At 57.7% G+C, this 15519-nt stretch carries 12 protein-coding genes; 9 read left to right on the forward strand and 3 right to left on the reverse strand.

Annotated features, from left to right (window positions below; genetic code table 11):
• Positions 1–162: 162 nt before the first annotated feature.
• Positions 163–1335, forward strand: a complete 1173-nt coding sequence (locus HMPREF2614_RS07670; protein ID WP_070560631.1) for a serine hydrolase — start codon at positions 163–165, stop codon at positions 1333–1335.
• A 128-nt stretch (positions 1336–1463) separates the two neighbouring features.
• Here HMPREF2614_RS07670 and glgB read toward each other — a convergent pair whose 3' ends face one another.
• Together glgB and HMPREF2614_RS07680 are read right to left on the reverse strand one after the other, a co-directional pair.
• A complete protein-coding gene (gene glgB, locus HMPREF2614_RS07675) occupies positions 1464–3659 on the reverse strand; it encodes a 1,4-alpha-glucan branching protein GlgB (protein WP_038628502.1) in 2196 nt (731 codons plus the stop codon).
• Positions 3660–3839: 180 nt separating this feature from the next.
• On the reverse strand, positions 3840–5870 hold the full coding sequence (locus tag HMPREF2614_RS07680; protein WP_049181167.1) for an alpha-1,4-glucan--maltose-1-phosphate maltosyltransferase: 2031 nt from the start codon (positions 5868–5870) through the stop codon (positions 3840–3842).
• 141 nt (positions 5871–6011) lie between these two features.
• On the opposite strand from HMPREF2614_RS07680, the gene HMPREF2614_RS07685 reads away from it, so the two are divergent.
• The 8 genes from HMPREF2614_RS07685 to HMPREF2614_RS07720 all read left to right on the forward strand — a co-directional run bounded on the left by HMPREF2614_RS07685 (position 6012) and on the right by HMPREF2614_RS07720 (position 14759).
• Complete coding sequence (locus HMPREF2614_RS07685) at positions 6012–6848, forward strand: ABC transporter ATP-binding protein (protein WP_038628508.1); 837 nt, start codon at positions 6012–6014, stop codon at positions 6846–6848.
• Positions 6849–6854: 6 nt separating this feature from the next.
• Positions 6855–7694 carry an NUDIX hydrolase gene (locus tag HMPREF2614_RS07690; RefSeq protein WP_038628510.1) on the forward strand — a complete coding sequence of 280 codons (840 nt, stop codon included), beginning with the start codon at positions 6855–6857 and terminating at the stop codon, positions 7692–7694.
• A 53-nt stretch (positions 7695–7747) separates the two neighbouring features.
• Positions 7748–8932, forward strand: a complete 1185-nt coding sequence (locus tag HMPREF2614_RS07695) for a THUMP-like domain-containing protein (protein ID WP_038628511.1) — start codon at positions 7748–7750, stop codon at positions 8930–8932.
• 337 nt (positions 8933–9269) lie between these two features.
• Positions 9270–10055: an electron transfer flavoprotein subunit beta/FixA family protein gene (locus tag HMPREF2614_RS07700; RefSeq protein ID WP_038628514.1), complete on the forward strand. Its 786-nt coding sequence runs from the start codon at positions 9270–9272 to the stop codon at positions 10053–10055.
• A gap of 54 nt (positions 10056–10109) precedes the next feature.
• On the forward strand, positions 10110–11054 hold the full coding sequence (locus tag HMPREF2614_RS07705) for an electron transfer flavoprotein subunit alpha/FixB family protein (RefSeq protein ID WP_038628515.1): 945 nt from the start codon (positions 10110–10112) through the stop codon (positions 11052–11054).
• A 189-nt stretch (positions 11055–11243) separates the two neighbouring features.
• On the forward strand, positions 11244–12440 hold the full coding sequence (locus HMPREF2614_RS07710; protein WP_081914012.1) for a cysteine desulfurase family protein: 1197 nt from the start codon (positions 11244–11246) through the stop codon (positions 12438–12440).
• A 129-nt stretch (positions 12441–12569) separates the two neighbouring features.
• Entirely contained in the window at positions 12570–13691 is a 1122-nt protein-coding gene (gene mnmA / locus HMPREF2614_RS07715) for a tRNA 2-thiouridine(34) synthase MnmA (RefSeq protein WP_038628517.1), read from the forward strand.
• A gap of 27 nt (positions 13692–13718) precedes the next feature.
• Entirely contained in the window at positions 13719–14759 is a 1041-nt protein-coding gene (locus HMPREF2614_RS07720) for a uroporphyrinogen decarboxylase/cobalamine-independent methonine synthase family protein (RefSeq protein ID WP_049181168.1), read from the forward strand.
• Here HMPREF2614_RS07720 and HMPREF2614_RS07725 read toward each other — a convergent pair.
• Positions 14692–15378, reverse strand: coding sequence for a TetR/AcrR family transcriptional regulator (locus tag HMPREF2614_RS07725; RefSeq protein ID WP_052155599.1), 687 nt, complete (start codon positions 15376–15378; stop codon positions 14692–14694). The two genes, HMPREF2614_RS07720 and HMPREF2614_RS07725, sit on opposite strands and share 68 nt — an antisense overlap.
• Positions 15379–15519 lie beyond the last annotated feature (141 nt).

Here is a 15519-nt window from a genome sequence, read left to right on the forward strand (position 1 = left end):
GGAAGATCAACGCACTCTAAAAACGGAAGAGCCGGTAATCTTCCAACAGTTCATAGTGGTTTACAGCAGTTACCACTGCCTTTCATCCGCCTGTTCACCTCAGGCAGTTCATACTGCGCTAGGTGCCTTCGGTCTTCAGTTTTCTGCAGCCAGGAGTTTTGCATGCGACTTCGCCCCAAAGCCCTTCGCGCTACTTCCGCCTCGGTCCTTGTTGCGCTTTCGGCCTCGACTCTGTTGGTGGGGTGCACCATCGATGGCTCAAACGCCACCGGGGCCAAGGCCACCTCTGCTGCCGCAAAGCCAAAAGCTCCAGATAACGGTTGGGATGCTTCCGAGGAAGTCGTCTGGCCTGATGCCCAGGACGCCCTCGATACCGCGGCTAAGGATTTCTCCGACAACTATGGCATTGAATTGGGCGCCTATTTGCGCGTCATTGACGGTCCGTACAAGGGGCTCACGGCGTCGGTAGGCGAGGACACGAAGGAGTACTCCGCATCGACCATTAAGGCTCCGTTGGTGGTTACTGCGCTGAAGAAATTTGGCGATGACCTAGACAAGACGGTGACGGTCGATTGGGACAACGGTGTTGGCGGAAGCGTGATTGGTCCTGGTCAATACACGCTCGACGGGCTGTTGCAATACGTGATGCGGTATTCGGACAACACCGCGGCGAATGGGTTGATTGACGCTGTCGGTGGTTTCGACGAGGTCAATAAAACCATCAAGGAAGCCGGTGTTGATGACAAGCGCTACCACCTGGGCAACAAGTTCAACATCCCCAATCCCAGCGGTGATCGGTCCTGGTTTACTCCCTCTCAGGCTGCGCTGTTCATGGCACGTCTCCAGGAAGTGGCCGATGGCACCTCAAAGCACAACTTCATTACCAAGGACACAGCACAAACTGCATTGACCTACCTCACTTACGGTGGTTCGCAGAAGTTTGTGATGTACGTCGGATCCGCGGTACAGAAGACCGGTGACACTGCCGAGGGCGTTAATGATCACGGTATTTTGTACACCGCGGCCGGGCCCATCGCTTACGCAATTACGACGCGCTTTGATGGGGTGCCGCTCAATGAGCTTACCGACGGCCTGCTCGGCCAGCTGGGTTCCCAAATCGCCCCGCTTCTGCCGGATTACAATCGCCTTGGTAAGGATGGAAAGCCACTGACTGCCAAGCAGGCTGCAACGTGGAGCGCGGATGAGGATGGCGACGGCATTCCGGATCGCATCGGAACCGACAGCATGGATGGATCCGCGTACACCGATGATTCAGATTCTGCGAATTACAACGAATCTTTGGAACCTGACTGGTTCAATCCGTTCCGAGGATAGGACCTGGATACGCTCCCCAAAACAAAATTGCCCGTGGGTCAGGTTTTCAGGCCGAAACTCAGGTCACTGAAAACCGTGCAACACGGGCAATTCCTATGCGATTGTCTTCTATTCGGGTGGATTCGGGATTAGCCCTGCCACTTCAGCCAAACGGCGGTGTTGGCCGGCAGTACCAAATCAATCGAGTGAGCCTGGCCGTTCCAACCGTGCTCGACCGCGGTTACCGTACCGTTTTCACCGTAGCCGGAGCCCTCGTAACGTGATGCATTTGTGTTCAGAATCTCCGTCCATTGACCACCGCGCGGTACGCCAATCTTGTAGATTTCCTGCGTGGTTCCCGACAGGTTATAGACGCAGGCGACGACCGAGCCATCGGTGCCGTAACGGACAAAGGACACAACATTGTTTGTGGAATCATCCGCGTTAATCCACTGGAATCCCTCTGGGCGGTCATCCTGGGTGTAGAACGCCGGGTTTTCCTTGTAGATGGCGTTGATGTCCTTAACCAGAAGCTGAATGCCGCGGTGGAATTCGCCGCCCCAACCTTCGAGGTTGTCCCAAGCCACGGACTCATCGTGGTTCCACTCGTGGTTCTGGCCAAGATCCTGACCCTGGAATAGAAGCTGCTTGCCCGGGTGCGCCCACATGAAGGTCAGGAAAGTACGTAGGCCTGCGGCCTTATCCCAGTCACCGCCCGGCATGCGCTCCCACAGCGAGCCCTTGCCGTGCACGACCTCGTCGTGGCTAATCGGCAGAATGAACTCTTCCGAGTAAGCGTAGACCATAGCGAAGGTGAGCTCATGGTGGTGGTAGGAGCGGTAAATCGGCTCCTTGCTGAAGTACTCCAGCGTGTCATTCATCCAGCCCATGTTCCACTTCATAGAGAAGCCCAAGCCACCGTGTTCGGTAGGTGCGGTCACACCCGGCCAGGAAGTAGATTCTTCGGCCACGGTGAGGAAGCCCGGGTTGTGCTTGTGTACAGTGGCATTGAATTCCTGCAGGAACTGAACAGCATCGAGGTTTTCACGGCCACCGTACTGGTTCGGCAGCCACTCGCCTTCATTGCGGGAGTAGTCCAGGTACAGCATGGAAGCCACTGCGTCGACGCGCAGACCGTCGATGTGGAACTCTTCCGCCCAGTACAGTGCGTTGGCATAGAGGAAGTTGCGTACCTCGTTGCGGCCGAAGTCGAAAACGTAGGTGCCCCAGTCGCGCTGCTCGCCGCGGCGCCAGTCCGGGTGCTCGTAGCAAGCCGTGCCATCGAAGCGGGCAAGTGCGAACTCGTCCTTCGGGAAGTGCCCCGGAACCCAGTCCATGATGACACCGATGCCAGCGGCGTGGAAGGCATCAACAAGACCGCGGAACTGATCTGGGGTGCCGTAGCGGCTGGTCGGAGCGTAGTAGCCGGAAACCTGATAACCCCAGGAACCGGTGAACGGGTGCTCACATACTGGCATGAATTCCACATGGGTGTAGCCCATGTCGACCACGTAGCGCACCAGCTTCTCCGCCATAACCTCGTAGCTCAGGCCCTGTTTCCAGGAACCCAAGTGGACCTCGTAGATAGAGATGGGCTCTTCGGCCCAGTCTGTGTTAGCGCGCTTTTCCATCCACGCTTGGTCGCCCCAGGTGTAGTCGGAGGTCGCAACGATCGATCCGGTAGCTGGTGGCAGTTCCGCAGCACGCGCCATCGGGTCGGCCTTATCGCGGCGCTGTCCCTCCGGTGTTGTGATGGCGAACTTGTAGACATCGCCCTCACCAACACCCGGGATGAACAGTTCCCAGATACCTGCGCCACCCATAGAGCGCATTGGGTACTGCGCACCGTTCCACATACAGAAGTCACCGACCACGGCGACGCCGCGTGCGTTCGGAGCCCAGACCGTAAACGAGGTGCCTTCGACCGTACCCAGCTCGGTGTCGTAACTGCGAAGGTGAGCACCGAGGACCTTCCACAGTTCCTCATGACGTCCCTCGCCGATTAGGTGCAGGTCACCAGCGCCAATAGTGGGGAGGAAACGGTAGCCGTCGGCACGCTCTACGGTTTCGCCGGAGTCCCACGTAATACGCAGGCGGTAGTCGAAGTCATCGCCGCCTGGGACGAGGGCGGTAAAGAAACCGTCGCCCAGGTTTTCCGCCTCAAATTCGCCGCGAGTGCTGACGATAGTAACTGTCTGAGCGCCGAAGACCCTCGTGCGAATTACCGTGTCACCGTCCACGACGTGTGCGCCGTAGATGCTGTGCGGATCGTGATGGGTGCAGTAGCGCAGGCGATCCATATCGCCGGAATCAATTGCGAGGCGGGGATCTGTGTGGGCTCCCATGGAAGGTCCTTCCGAAGCGTTTCTAGGTAGGTGAATGTGAAGTTGTTGAGTTCAGTGCTAAAGAAATAGAGGGAGGTAGGGGACAGTGGGCTGCTAACTCACCTGCCAGCCTAACGACGAATCGTTGCGACAGTGGCCAGGTCAGCGGCCCACTAACCCCGAAAGTTCCCAGCAAGCGTTTTAGCCCTCGTAGTCGGGGACGTTGCGCCAAGCCAACTTGTGGCGGAGCTTGACATCGATTTCCGGCAGCTTGATGATGTGCGCGACGTTTTCCCACGGTGCCAGGCGGACGTAGTTGTCCTTGCCCCAGTTGAACTGGTTGCCGGTAATCAGGTCAGTGACATCCATGCGGTCGTGGTTGCGGAGCCCAATGCAATCCATGTCGAGGTGCACGGTAGCTTCCTGGGCATTCCATGGATCGAGGTTGAGAACAACGAGGATGGCATCGCCGGTGACCGGATCGTGCTTCGAGTAAGCCAGCAGGTTGTCATTGTCGATGTCGTGGAAGTGCAGGTTGCGCAGCTGCTGCAGAGCCGGGTGCTCCCGGCGAATCTTGTTCAGCGTGGCAATGAACGGTTCCAGCGAGTTGCCGGTCGCCAGTGCCTGGTCGTAGTCGCGGCTGCGGAGCTGGTACTTCTCGCTGTCGAGGTACTCCTCGGAGCCCTCCTTGACCGGGACATTTTCAAACAGCTCGAAGCCGGAGTACATGCCCCACAGCGGAGAAAGGGTTGAAGCCAGCGCGGCGCGGATAGCGAAGGCGCCACGGCCGCCCTTGACCAGGAAATCATGCAGAATATCTGGGGTATTAACCCATAGGGATGGGCGAGCGATGTCCGCATGGCGGGTAATCTCCTCGCCGAATTCGGTCAGCTCTTCCTTCGTAGTCTTCCACGGGAAGTAGATGTAGGACTGAGTGAAGCCAGCTTTGGCCAGGCCGTAGAGACGGGCCGGGGCAGTGAAGGCCTCGGCGAGGAAGATGACCTCCGGGTTGGTTTCGTGAACCGTTTCAATCAGCCATTCCCAGAAGTTGCCCGGCTTGGTGTGGGGGTTGTCCACGCGGAAGACCTTGACTCCACGCTTGACCCAAAACTTCACTACACGCAGAACCTCTGCGTACAGGCCCTTGGCATCGTTGTCGAAGTTCAGCGGGTAGATGTCCTGGTACTTCTTCGGCGGATTCTCGGCGTAGGCAATGGTGCCGTCCGGCAGCACAGTGAACCACTCCGGGTGAGCCTTAGCCCACGGGTGGTCCGGTGCACACTGCAGCGCTAGGTCGATAGCGACCTCTAGATCGCGCTCCTTAGCAGCCTTGATGAACTCCTTGAAGTCCTTTTCGTCACCGAGGCTCGGGTGGATGGCGTCGTGGCCACCTTCTGCGGAGCCGATAGCCCACGGAGAACCGACATCGCCCGGTTCCGGGGTCAGGGTGTTGTTGCGACCCTTGCGGTTGATTTCACCGATTGGATGAATCGGTGGCAGATAGACCGTGTCGAAGCCCATGCGCTGTGCGCGATCAAGCTGTGCAACCGCGGTCTTGAACGTGCCGTGCAGCAGCTCGCCGTTTTCGCCGTAACCACCGTTAGAACGGGGGAAGAACTCGTACCAAGAAGAGTACAGGGCTTCGCGGCGGTCAACCTTGATTTTGCGGGTTTTTCCGCGGGTCAATAGGTCGCGTACCGGGTGCGCCTGCAAAATGGCGCGGGTCTCGTCGGAAAGCGCGGCTGCGATGCGGGCGCGAAGATCGCCGTCGCCGCGCAGACCTGCGGCGATGGAACGTAGGTGGTTGCGGTGGATAGCAGCGGCACCAGCGGCGGCGCGGTCGAAGAGAGCGGCACCAATTTCTAGATCATTAGAAAGCTCAGCTTCGCTCTGACCGGCCTCGAACTTCTTGGTGATAGCGTTGCGCCATGTTGCCATCGGGTCTGACCAGGCATCAATGCGAATGGTCCACAGTCCGGGGACGTCTGGGACGAAGGTGGCATTGACCTGATTTAGATCGTGGTCAGAAAAGTGCATTGGAATGCGCTGTGAGCGGGAAGCAAAAGCTGATTCCTTCGGCCCCTTAACGTTGAGCGTAGCGTTCATCGCGTCGTGGCCTTCTCGCCAAATGACGGCGAAGGTTGGGACGACTTCACCCACTACGGCCTTCGATGGAGTTGCACCACCGTTGATTTGAGGACGGATGTCATCAATACCGATTCGACCAGTCATAAAAGACGTTCTCCTAATTGTCGGCGAGCTAGGTGAAAATCGAAGCAAAAGCCATCTCGAGTGAACTCGATTTGCTCTCTACCGAGGATAGTTGAGAATGTCCGAGCGCACATTTGGGCAAAGTTAGGGCACCATGGATGTGTGGCTGAATTGGAAGAAGACTTTAACGAAGATCTGTTAATCGACTTTCGCGACGTACACCTCATCCGTGGTGGCCGTACGCTGGTCGGGCCGGTGGATTGGCAAGTAGAACTTGACGAGCGCTGGGTCATCATGGGGCCGAACGGTGCAGGCAAGACTTCTTTAATGCGCATTGCCGCAGCGGAGGAGTTCCCGTCTTCAGGGGTGGCCCATGTGATGGGAGAGCAGATTGGTCGCACCGACATGCGTGATTTGCGCACCATGATCGGTTTGACGTCGTCGTCGATTGCTCACCGCATACCCAATGATGAAAAGGTCGCGGACCTTGTTATTTCCGCCAGTTACTCCGTCTTGGGCCGCTGGCGTGAGACCTATGAAGAGATGGATTTCGAACAGCTCTCCGAGATTCTCGAGCGCATGGGAGCTGAGCATCTTGCCGACCGCACCTGGGGAACTCTCAGTGAGGGAGAGCGAAAGCGCGTGCTCATCGCACGAGCCATGATGGTCAACCCTGAATTGCTGCTTCTCGACGAGCCGGGCGCTGGGCTCGACCTGGGCGGTCGTGAAGACCTGGTCGGTTACTTAGGCGAACTCGCGCTCGACCCGGATGCGCCGGCGATGGTGATGATTACGCACCACCCGGAAGAGATTCCGTACGGCTTCACCCATGCGATGCTCCTTGACGAAGGCAATGTCATTGCACAGGGGCTTATTGACGACGTCCTGACCAGTGAGAACCTGACCAAGGCTTTCCACCAGGAAATCGTCGTCGATCGCATCGATGATCGCTACTTTGCGCGCCGGGCACGGCCTGCTGGAAAGCACCGGAAGAAGTAGACGCTCATGGCGGTTCCGACACCTGAAACTCCGAATACGCCCGCGTCGCCGAAACTGGCAGCGACTGTATTGCTGCTCCGTGACACCCACTGCGGGCTCGAGGTCTACGTTCAAGAACGTGTATCCTCAATGCGCTTTGCGGCCAATATGACCGTGTTTCCCGGCGGTGGAGTAGACCGACGTGATTTCCCCGCTGTCGCGAATGAGGGCATGACCGTGACTGAGCCGTCGGAAGCCGCCCCCGAGTCGCGGATTGCACAGGCTTTTAACGTCGACCGCGCGCGGGCGCACGCGCTCACCTGCGCGGCCGTGCGTGAGACCTTTGAGGAAACAGGCACTCTGTTGGTTCGCGATGCTGGCGGTGAGATTGTCGCAGATGGCCACTGCTTCCACCGTCAGCGACGACAGTTGGAAGCCCACGAGTTGTCATTGACGGATTTCCTTAGCAATGAAAATCTGGTGCTCGATGCCGAACTCGTCAGTCCTTGGGCTAACTGGGTGACACCCGAGTCCAACCCCATTCGCTACGACACCTATTTCTTCCTCGCCGCGCTTCCCGACGGTCAAAGGGCCGACGGTGACACCTCTGAGGCGTCATCTTCGGGTTGGTTCCGCCCGACTACGATTTTGGATGGATGGCGCCGTGGGTTACTTGGCCTCATGCCTCCGACCTGGGCGCAACTGACTCGCTTGGACGGTGTCAGTACTGTGGCGGAGGCTCTCGAGGCAGCTAGAAACACTCCGGTGCGACGCACCAGTAGTGACTTCCTCGGGGAACCTTTTATGGATGAGTACTTTGCCGTTGCCACCCACATGGGGCATTTGCGAAAAGGTATGAACCGTTAATCGACTACTCAACCCCGCTAATCGGCTAACCCCTAATTGGAAGGAGATAACGAGTGTCCCTGTCCGCTGCAGAGGTGGCCGCTGTTGCGGCTCACCCGGAGTGGCTAGATGAGGCCGACCAACTCGCGCTTACTAAAAAGTCTCTGATTGCAGACTCCGCGCATCTACGCGGGCACTGTGGCGAGTTTGGTCGCGCGGTCATTGAAGTCGCAACAGCTCGGCGTTCGGCGGTCAGCAAACTGCCAGGGGACTGGATTTTCTCTTCCGAAGCAGCGCAACAGGCCACGCCCTTTGTCGTCGCGCTGGCTCGCGCTCGTAGGCTTTCGCATCTCGGTGTCGAAGCAGTGGCCGATGTGACCTGCTCCATTGGTACTGAAGTGGCAGCGATTGACCACGAGGGTCTGACCGTTGTCGGGTCTGATCTCGACCTTGCACGGCTGGACATGGCGCGGCATAACGTCGGCAAGAACATCTTCGCGCAGGCCGATGCTTTGCAACCGGCCTTTGACGTACCTGTCATTGTCGCTGACCCTGCACGCCGTTCCGGTGGGCGTAGGATCACCAACCCGGAGGATTTGCTCCCGTCGCTGCCGGCGCTCATAGCCGCCTGGCCAGATAGAGAACTAGCTATCAAATGCGCGCCGGGGCTCGACTTCAGCGAGTGGAGCGGGGAAGTAGCTGTCACTTCGGTTGACGGTGCGGTCAAGGAGGCGTGTCTATATACGCCGGGGCTGGTCAGAGTTACCGAGGGGCAATCCGTAACGCGGTCGGCGATGGTTGTCCAGACCGTCGATAAGCACAGGCCGTTAGAGTTGTCGGCGGTGAACGTGCAGACATACGACGACACCATGCCTGACGACATCGACGTACGGGCGGCCGGTCGGTACATCATTGACCCGGACGGAGCAATCGTGCGCGCCGGGCTGGTGCGGCATTTTGCGGCGGCACATGGGCTGTGGCAGCTCGATGAACGGATTGCGCATCTTAGCGGTGATGCGTTGCCACAGGGCATTGCCGGGTTTGAAGTTATTGAGCAAGTGAGCTTGAAGCAGGTTCGCAAGGCGCTGGCGGCGTTGGATTGCGGGACGGCGGAGATTCTCGTGCGCGGTGTGGATGTGAACCCTGACGTGTTGCGCAAGCAGTGGAAGCTGAAAGGTGCCAGGGCATTGGCGGTGGTGATCACGCGTATTGGGCGGAGCGCGACGGCGTTTATCTGTGAGCCTCGAGAGGTCGGTTAAGGACCGCGTTACGACGGAAAATTGGTGGGGGTAGCCTGTTGGGGATCGGTGTTTGCTGTTGGCGAATACCACGGAGACAACTGCGATCGGTTGCGTATTATTAACCTCTGACATGCGGAAATGACATGTTAGCGGGTGGGGTGGGCTCGTGGCGTGAGAAAAAATTTAAAAAAATAACGACATTGTTATCTGGATCACCTTCGCATTCCCGACAGGTTCTGTTATCTTCAACACAGACGACCTAGAGCGTGGCCTGGTTCACTTTATTGTGAGGTGGCTTGCGAAGTAAGGTCAGATAAACGTTCACCAGTAATCAACCAGTAAGGACGACAGAAAAATGCCGAACATTGTGGTTCTGGTCAAGCAGGTTCCGGACACCTGGTCCGAGCGTAAGCTCACCGACGACAAGTTTGTCCTCGATCGTGAGTCTGCAGACGCAGTTCTCGACGAAATTAATGAGAACGCTGTTGAGGCTGCCCTGCAGCTGAAGGAAGAACACGGCGGTAACGTTACCGTCGCAACTGTTGGCCCGGATCGTGCCATCGAGGCACTGCGCAAGGCTCTGTCCATGGGTGCTGACGACGCCGTCATTCTTTCGGACGACGCACTTGAGGGCTCTGACGCAGTCCAGACTGCATGGGCTCTGTCCAATATCATTGACACCCTCGAGGATGTTGACCTCATCATCACCGGTAACGCCTCCACTGACGGCGGCACCGGTTCCGTCCCGGCTGTCCTCGGTGTCTACCGCGACCTCCCGGTTCTGACTCACCTGCGCTCTGTGGCTATCGAGGGTGACTCCATCACAGGTGAGCGCGAGGTTGAAGACGGCATCTACCAGCTCAAGGCATCCCTGCCGGCAGTCGTCTCCGTCACTGAGAAGGCAAACAGCCCGCGCTTCGCATCCTTCAAGGGCATCATGGCCGCTAAGAAGAAGCCGGTCACCGAGCTGACCCTGGACGATGTTGCTGCTGAGGCAGAGCAGGTTGGTCTCGAAAACGCTGCTACCGGTGTCACTGGCTCCACTCCGAAGCCTGCTAAGACCGCTGGTGAGCGCATTAACGATGAGGGAGACGGCGGCGCCAAGCTGGCCGAGTACCTCAAGGCCCAGAAGTTCATCTAAGGCGCTTGACGCGAATAGAAGACAAATAGAGATACAAGTAGGAGAAAGATCACTATGACCGACGTCCTCGTTCTCGTCGAGCACGCAAATGGCGAGCTGAAGAACACCACCGCTGAACTGCTGACTGCTGCTTCCGCATTCGGCACCCCGGCCGCAGTCGTCGTGGGCACCCCGGGTACCGCTGCTGGCTTTGCAGAGACCCTGGCTTCCTACGGCGCTGGCGAGATTCTCGCTGCTGAGTCGGACGATGCCGCTAAGTACCTGATCACCCCTGAGGTTGACGTTCTCGTCGGCCTGGCCTCCGAGCGTGAGGTTCCGGTGCTGGTTTCCGCTTCCGCAACCGGCAAGGAAATCGCTGGCCGCGTTGCAGCACTGACCGGTTCCGGTCTGCTGTCCGACGTTGTTGCCATCAACGACGACGCTTCCGTTAAGTACTCCATCTTCGGTGGCGAGTACATCGTCGACGGTGTCGGCTACGGCGCATCCCCGGTCTACGCTCTGCGCCCGGGTTCCGTTGACCCGGAGGAGAAGTCCGGTTCCGCTGACGTCACTGAGATTGCATTCCCGGAGATCGGCAACAACGCTGTCGAAATCGTTTCCTTCGCACCGGCTGAGGGCGGCGACCGTCCGGAGCTGACCGAGGCTAAGCTGGTTGTTTCCGGTGGCCGCGGTGTCGCATCCGAGGATGGCTTCAAGAACGTTGTGGAGCCGCTGGCAGACGTTCTCGGCGCTGCTGTTGGTGCTTCCCGTGCCGCTGTTGACGCTGGCTACTACCCGGGCCAGTTCCAGGTCGGCCAGACCGGTAAGACCGTTTCCCCGGACCTCTACCTTGCTCTGGGTATCTCCGGTGCAATTCAGCACAAGGCCGGTATGCAGACCTCCAAGACCATCGTCGTGGTCAACAAGGACGAAGAGGCTCCGCTGTTTGAGATTGCTGACTTCGGTGTCGTCGGTGACCTGTTCGACGTTGTCCCGCAGGCTATCGAGAACCTGAAGTAATACGCACTTGCCGTAAGGCTGCTAGCAACTACCCGCTCGGGGTGGGCACAGATTTCCACGTCTGTTCCCGCCCCGAGCGTTTTTGTATGGGACGGTTTTTATTCGCCACTGATCTCACCCGATGTGGTGAGAGGACCTCGGTGATGGTGCGTAGTGAGTTTTAGGCGTGCCCGGCGTTATACTGCCTGCATGTCTAATGACCGCAATGTTGCCGCTCCGCGTAAAAAGAGTGGCGTGAATTCTTCTGCGAAGACGCGCCACTTTGTGGATCATGCCGCCACCACACCACTGCGCCCAGAAGCACGCACGGCAATGGTCGATAACTTGGGTTTGACCAACCCATCGGGGCAGTACACTACCGCTCGCGTTGCTAAGAAAGTTCTGGAGGAGTCGCGCGAAGAAATAGCGGAGCTGCTTGGTGCCGACCCTATTGAGGTAGTTTTTACCTCTGGAGGCACGGAGGCTGACAATCTGGCAGTTTCCGGCTTGTACTTCAAGGCGACAGGTTCAGACATTGTGGTTCCCCCAATTGAACACGACGCAGTGTTGAAGACCTGTCGTCATTTGGAGAAGGAACACTGGGCGCGGATTGTCCCAGCCCCGGTGGACTCTACGGGAAGGGTGGATTTACAAGCCTTTCCCACGCTGGACAGAAACTCCACTGCACTGGTGACTTGTATGTGGGCCAACAATGAAACAGGGGCTGTACAACCGATTAGTGAGATTTCAGCGCTCGCTAGAAAAGCGCGGGTTCCTTTCCACATTGACGCTGTGCAGGCCGCTGGTCATGTGCCTATCGATTTTCATTCTTCGGGTGCCGCGACGATGGCAATCTCAGCCCATAAGTTTGGCGGACCCCGCGGCATCGGAGCGTTATTAGTGCGCCGGGATATAACGCTATGTCCCCACAACAACGGTGGTGGCCAGGAGCGCGGATTGCGTTCCGGTACCCAGGATGTTGCATCGGCAGCGGGGATGGCGGCCGGTTTGCGCGCGGCGGTCTCTGACATGCAAGCCGAACATGACCGGGTCAAGAATCTCACTGAACAGCTGACTCATGCGATTGCCGGCATTGACGGTGCAATCGTGCACACAACTCAGCCGGCATTAGCTGGTCACGTATATGTCAGTTTTCCCGGTGCAGAAGCAGATAGCCTCATTATGCTTTTCGACGCTGCTGGTATCGATTGCTCGACCGGTTCGGCATGTAGTGCAGGCGTTAATCGTCCTTCTCATGTGCTCTCAGCCATGGGCGTGAGTGAGTCCGAGGCGCGTTCTGCCATCCGCTTTACGCTGGGGTGGACCTCGACGCAGGACGATGTCGATGCCGTTATCGCAGCACTGTCCGAAACAGTGATGCGAGCACGCAAGGCCGGCATGGCGTAGTAGTTGTTTGGTCTCACGGGCGCGGGGTCACTACGGCGGATCACTACAGGTCCGCTCAACGATGGTACGGTGACACGAGCTTTCCAACGGTGGCAAAACTAGGTGTACAAATCACAGAAAGGATTCACTATGCGTGTTTTGGCGGCTATGAGTGGTGGCGTCGATTCTTCGGTGGCAGCTGCTCGCGCATTGGCAGCAGGACACGAGGTTGTGGGTGTGCACTTAGCCCTGTCGAAGGATCCGCAGTCCGTTCGCGCTGGCTCCCGGGGTTGCTGTTCACTGGAAGACTCCGGCGACGCGCGACGGGTATGCGACGAATTGGGGATTCCGTTCTATGTATGGGACTTCTCCGAGCGCTTCAAAGAAGAGGTCATGGACGACTTCTACGACTCATACGAACGTGGCGAAACCCCCAACCCCTGCCTGCGCTGCAACGAACGGATTAAGTTCGCAGCCCTGTTGGAACGCGGTCTGGCGCTCGGCTTCGACGCGGTGGTGACTGGTCACTACGCTTTGCTTGGCGACGATGGTCTGTTGCGCCGTGGCCGCGATATGAAAAAGGATCAGTCCTACGTCCTTGGAGTGCTCGACCGTGAGCAACTCAACCACTCCCTTTTCCCGGTCGGCGATACTGAAAAGCCCGAGATCCGCGAAGAAGCGCGCGATATGGGGCTGGGCACGGCAAATAAGCCAGATTCTTACGATATTTGTTTCATTCCGGATGGGAATACCCAGGCTTTTCTGGGCGCTAAAATTGGGCGTCGGCCGGGCCTTATCGTTGATAAGGAGAGCGGCGATACCGTCGCTGAGCACGATGGTGTTTATGGGTTCACCATCGGCCAGCGCAAAGGCATTGGCCTGCCCGGGCCTATGGCTGACGGCAAGCCACGCTATGTCACTGGAATCGATGCGGATACCGCAACGGTGACCATTGGCACTGCCGAAGATCTGAAGGTCAATGTGCTGCAGGCGGACCGAGCTATTTGGTTGGTTGAGCCTTCGGAGGTTGTGGCAGCGGCAGATGCAGGGAAACTACAGGTGCAGGTACGTGCCCACGGTCAGCCTGTGGACTGCACTGTCGACGTTAAGGCAGGTCCAGAGGATGCACTCACCGGCCGAGGTGGTGCTTTTGAGCTAAAGCTCTCCGAGCCGCTTCGCGGTATCGCTCCAGGCCAGGCGGCGGTGCTGTATCACGCTGATCCGGCCGGAGACTATGTGCTCGGTTCTGGCACGATTATTGCTACTTGTTAATTCCTCATTCAGGAGAGCGCGTTTACCGTGACATCTTTTGTCGGCTTAGGCCCCATGCCGGGTATCGATCCCCGTGCAGCAGCAGAGATCATTATAGGTGAATGCTTGGACGGACATGTAGCGCTGCCGCTACTTCCTGCGCGCGGCCTCGGTGCTGATTTGATTGGCCGCACGGCTGTACTCATGGCCGACCTGAACGTGGATAGGGGAGCGCGCAGCTGGAAGATAGCTGACAGAGTCGGCCGGCTTCAATCCCGGGCCCGTGATTTCCTCGCTCGAGACATTGATGCCTGCGAAGAACTGTGGGAAACGGCGCCTCAGCTGGTTCGCCTGGTAGCAGCTGGCCCCTGGACTATGGCAGCTTCCGTGGAAACTGCCGGTGGCAGGTTAGTGGCAACAGACCCTGGTGCAGTTTCCTACTTCGCCGAATCTCTGGCTGCTGGCCTCATCGACCAGGCTGCCGATGTGCGACGTCGCTTTGATTGCGCCGTGGAAGTCCTTCTCGTTGAGCCGATGCTCAGTGCAGTTGCCAGCGGGACAGTACGCGCCCCTTCAATGATGCTTGGTATCAACGGCTACCTTCCAGCTGTCGGATCGCGTGAGATCGCCGAAGAGTACCGCCGTCTCACGTCCGAATTGCTTAACGATGGAATCGAGACCGCAATCGCCGTGGAGAAAATTGAGGGTGTGGAGCTCAGCGCAATTGCAGACTCCGGTGTTACCGGGCTGTGGATTCCGCATACTGAACTCTCGACGAATGCAAACCTGGACTTTGTTGCTGCGGCGGTCGATAAGGGAATAGAGCTGCAGCTTGGCATCGTGCCCGTGCATGTAGCGGAGCGGGAAGAGTTTACCGGAGCAGCTATCGGTAGCTCTCCGCGTGGAGTAGCTGAGCAGGCTGCACGGTTGTGGGAGGAATTGGGGTATTCCCACCAGAACCGCGCAAGCAAACTCTCCATTGCCCCAGTGTCAGGGTTTGCGCACAGCGACATTGATGAAACTATTGCTCAGCTTCGTGCGGGTCGGGAGACAGCTGAGTTGATGCGTCGCGCTGCGGGGGATTTGTAGCCTGCGCGGTAGCGGAGACCAATATCGCTTCCACAGCTTCTTCATGCCACGCAATGTAGGTATCCAACTGTTCGTCGTTAAGCGAAAGTGCCTCTACGGCAGTGACGGCGGAGTTGACAATGTTTTGGATTGTGCGTGCGACGAGATAGCCCTGAGATTCGGCGAGGCTGTCGAGCTTAGTGATTGCCACGACGAGAATGTCATGCAGTTCCGAGTGAATCGCACCGATTTCGCGCTGTGCATCTTGGTGAAAGTGGTAGGAAAAGACAGCGGTGCGCCACGCGTGCTTTGAGTCGCTGGCCATACTGATGTTGGCGCGGACAAATGCGCGAGCTGCGGAAATAGGGTCCTTTGCCTCTTTCACGGAAGTGCCGACGGTGGCTTTCCATTCGGGGAAGTCGCGTAGGACCAACGCTGCGACCAGATCATCGACAGTGTTGTAGTAGCGATAAAAACTGGACCGAGCAATTCCGGCTTCCTTTGCAATCTCACCCACCTTAAGGGGTGCCTCGATGTCGCTAAGTGTTTGTTTTGCGAGCAGGCTGCTAGCGGCATCCATCAGCTTTTCATTGACTTGTCGACGGTGTTCGACAACGGTGGCCGCAGAAATTCTAGGCATGGCGAAATCCTCGGATTCTGAGAAGAAATGGAGCGTTCGTTTCTCTGATTTTATAAGTCACGGTGTTCTCATAATCTCAGGAACTGGAGACAATCCACAAGAAAATGCAGATAATCACCTAGAAAGGACACCCGCGTCATG

Origin of the sequence: Corynebacterium sp. HMSC074C11, from assembly GCF_001809455.1 — a bacterium.
Classification (GTDB): Bacteria; Actinomycetota; Actinomycetes; order Mycobacteriales; family Mycobacteriaceae; genus Corynebacterium; species Corynebacterium amycolatum.